At 39.9% G+C, this 3,613-nt stretch carries 3 protein-coding genes and 1 pseudogene; 2 read left to right on the top strand and 2 right to left on the bottom strand.

What is annotated here, in order from left to right; all coding sequences use genetic code 11:
• Window positions 1-20: 20 nt before the first annotated feature.
• Window positions 21-1,090, bottom strand: a protein-coding gene (locus FC70_RS02640; protein WP_112278733.1) for an IS3 family transposase whose coding sequence is annotated in 2 segments (ribosomal slippage) — window positions 21-862 and window positions 862-1,090 — 1,071 coding nt in all. Because the reading frame shifts where the segments join, the coding sequence is not laid out codon by codon here.
• A gap of 125 nt (window positions 1,091-1,215) precedes the next feature.
• Here FC70_RS02640 and FC70_RS02650 point away from each other — a divergent pair.
• Window positions 1,216-2,268 (top strand): ABC transporter permease, encoded by a 1,053-nt coding sequence (locus FC70_RS02650; protein ID WP_057889473.1) that lies wholly within the window; start codon window positions 1,216-1,218, stop codon window positions 2,266-2,268.
• A gap of 4 nt (window positions 2,269-2,272) precedes the next feature.
• A complete protein-coding gene (locus tag FC70_RS02655; protein WP_046811108.1) occupies window positions 2,273-2,953 on the top strand; it encodes an ABC transporter ATP-binding protein in 681 nt (226 codons plus the stop codon).
• A gap of 570 nt (window positions 2,954-3,523) precedes the next feature.
• On the opposite strand, the pseudogene FC70_RS09115 reads toward FC70_RS02655, so the two are convergent.
• Window positions 3,524-3,613 (bottom strand): annotated as a pseudogene (locus tag FC70_RS09115) (type II toxin-antitoxin system YafQ family toxin); the annotation flags it as partial.

Below are 3,613 nucleotides of genomic sequence, written 5' to 3' on the forward strand. Positions count from 1 at the left end.
AATAAATGGCACATCTTTTTCTAAACACTCGTTCTAATTCTGTCGGAATTAAACCAACTGATGTAATTTGAGGTTCGGATTACCAAGTCCTCAAAATTGGAAAAAGTTGTTTGAAAGGCAAACTCTCTCTTCAACAATGAGTGAAAAGCTTCAATTGGCCCATTATCATAAGGATAACCTTGTTTTGAGTATGAGTGGCTAATCTGATGCCGTTCAAGTAAAGTTTCAACTTCGTTGCTGGTGTACTGTGAACCCATGTCAGAGTGAAAATATTGTGGCTTTTGATGACATTCAAGCGCCTGATTAATCGTTTCTACAACTAACGTCGCCTCCATCTGACGACCAATCTTGAAAGCAAGAACTTGATGAACCTTTGGTTCGTAAATAGAACTGAGATAAACCCAGGTTCCTGGACGTAATTCCAAATAAGTAATGTCAGCACGCCATATCCTTGCATTGGGCTGGTGCTTGATTAAATTGGGGCGTTGTGAATGATCCACATGAGTGCCAGGTTTTTTAAATCGCCGATTCATTAAAGAGTGAATCTCCATTTCCCTCATTAATCGTAAAATTCGTTTTGACCCAACACAGATGCCTGACTTGCGAAGCACCATCGTTATTCGTGGATAACCATAGGCACGATAATTATTTTCCCAAATCAATTCAATTTTTTCTTTGAGCTGATTATCAACACGTTCGTGTTGACTAGGTTGATATCTTTTCCAATGGTAATAGGTACTGCGCGGTAATTTCAGTGCCGAAAGAATAATTGATAAGCGGTGTCGCAATAACTGATCTTCTATGAAGACAAGGCAATTAATTCGTCCTAATGCTTTCCCAGTAACACCGCCGCAGCTTTTAAAATTTCAAGTTCCTCCTTTAATCGCTGATTTTCCCTTTGAAGTTGTTTGAATTCTTTGGACGTTACTTCAGTACCGTCTTCTAGCTCAACTGATTTAGCGCCTTTAACCCAATTCCGAATTGAATCGGCTGAAGGACCGTATTCCTTGGATAATTCATCGGATCGTCGTCCCGCTTTAACCATCTCCACAATGGACTTTTTTAAGTCCTCTTCATAACGTGTAACCATAAATAAAAATGCTCCTATGATGATATTTTACCAAACTAGCAAAACTAGTCCGGAATCTCATCATAAGAGCATGTATACTTGTGTATAGTAAGTTTGCTGAACTGCAACAAATACAGGAGGAACAAATGTTTTTAGCAATTAGAGAGATTAAAAAAGAAAAACTACGGTACGGCTTGATTCTAACAGTCGTCGTCTTAATCAGTTATTTGATTTTCATTTTAAGTGCCCTGGCGCTCGGGCTGGCAACAGCTAACACCGCTGCGGTGGACAGCTGGCAGTCTAAGTCCTTTGTAATGACCAAAGACGCTAATGGCAATGCCGGACAGTCATTACTGACAACGAAACAGGTGGATCAGTTAAGCGACGACAAAACCGCAACACTTGGCATTACACCAGTTAATATGAAAATTGGCGGAAAACGTGAATCCGCACAATTCGTTGGGATGAATAACGACGAGTACATCTCTAAAAACCTACAATTAACCAAGGGGCACTTGCCAAAGGCAGCTAACGAAGTCGTCCTCGCTGACTCAGTTGATAAGGATATTTACGGTATGGGGGATAAAATTTCGATTGGGTTATCTGATACGAAATATAAAATCGTGGGTTATGCGAAAAATGCCACGTATAACACCGCACCTGTTATTTATGGCGCGTTAGCGCAATGGCGTGTCATTAAGGGCGTGTCAGATCAATTCCAAGGTAGCGTAGTTACTTCAAAAACGTCACAATCGGTCGATGATAAAGCATTAAAGACTTATTCATACCAAGCCTTTATCAATAAATTGCCAGGTTATACACCGCAAAAAGCGACGTTTGGTCTCATGATTGGCTTCCTGATTGTCATTTCATTGATTGTGATTACCATCTTCCTCTACATTCTAACGGTTCAAAAATTGCCTAACTTGGCAGTTTTGCGTGCACAAGGCATTCCAAATCGTTTCTTGGCCCAAAATACGTTATTTGAGACGTTCTTTATTATGGCAACTGGTATCGTCGTTGGTGCTGTACTATCGGCATTAACTGAATTTGGGATTCCAGATAGCGTACCAATGGCATTTGATTGGGGATTGATGGGACTCATTGCGGCCGGATTGATGGTAACCGGGTTACTGGGTGCAATCATTCCGATTCGTGTGATTAGTAAGATTGATCCGGTATCAGTAATTGGAGGTTAAAAAGATGCGTGAAGAAAAACTAGCCCTTGAACACGTGACGAAACAATTTGGTCAGAAAACCAATTTAGTTACGGCACTAGAAGACGTCAGTTTAGCGTTTAAAGCTGGTGAGGTGTCGCTTATCATTGGTCCTTCAGGATCTGGTAAAAGTACCTTGCTAACCATTTTAGGCGGGTTACAGACACCAACAGACGGCTCAGTTCGTTTGAATGGTCACGACATCAGTGATTTGAGTACCAAAGAAGCCGAAAAAACACGACTTGAACAAATCGGTTTCGTCTTACAGGCGTACAATCTCGTGCCATATTTAACCGTAGCAGACCAATTCAAACTTGTTGACCAGGTGAAGCCTAACAATAACCTCAGTCAAGATGGATTTGACAAAATTATTGAAACGCTAGGCATTCAAAAATTATTAAACAAATACCCTGGCGAATTGTCTGGCGGTCAACAACAGCGCGTTGCAATTGCCCGTGCGTTGTATACAGACCCGGCGATCATCCTAGCCGATGAACCTACGGCAGCATTAGATACGGCACGTGTCAAAGAAGTTGGCCAACTTTTTGCTAATATTGCGCATGACGAGGAAAAAGCAGTCGTCATCGTCACGCACGATGATCGTCTGCGAGAGTTTTCTGATAATGTCTACAAAATTGTCGACGGAAAACTATCTAATACGGACTGATTAACACACTTGCTCTTATGCTGATATTCCGGACTAGTTTTTCTCGTTTGGTAAAATATCATCATAAGAGCAATAGATTATTTAGTTATGTTTTTGTCGAGCTTGCATTTTTGCTAGTCCGCTTGTAGCAAGGGTTTCAGCCCAATATAATAACTAAAATTTATAAGGTTACTTTTCAAATGTGTTGATTATCCATTGCAGAGAAAAGAACACAATAAAAATGATAAGAATAGGAAGCAGTCTAGCCAGCCAAATATTGATGTTTGGATATTGTGACAGAGTATGATAGAGCCATTGGGCAATTATAAAAGCGCCCAATCCGCTGACGATTTATTTGATGTTTTTATACATGTTATTTCTCCAATATATTCATACTAATATAGTACCTATAATACCATTAAACAAAAAAACAGCCCCTATTATCTATCCACTAGATAACGGGGGCTGTTTTATAGGGGCGATTAAAAAAAGGCACAAATAACCCCTCAAAATCATTGTTAAAATAACCCCCAATATCTATAATGTAGATGTTGGGGGTTATTTGTTTTTATATGGTATAAATGACTTCTCTTATTCGTCATTTTTTCGATACCTTTTGGAACGATTTTGACCAGGAAATAAACGATCATGCGATCCGACTCGAATGCCAATTAAGACTAG

It is taken from the genome of Paucilactobacillus oligofermentans DSM 15707 = LMG 22743 (genome assembly GCF_001434315.1).
Taxonomy (GTDB): Bacteria; Bacillota; Bacilli; order Lactobacillales; family Lactobacillaceae; genus Paucilactobacillus; species Paucilactobacillus oligofermentans.

Coding starts and splice junctions, on each gene's coding strand:
- FC70_RS02655 (WP_046811108.1), top strand. CDS start 2,273: ATGCGTGAAGAAAAACTAGCCCTTGAACACGTGACGAAACAATTTGGT.
- FC70_RS02650 (WP_057889473.1), top strand. CDS start 1,216: ATGTTTTTAGCAATTAGAGAGATTAAAAAAGAAAAACTACGGTACGGC.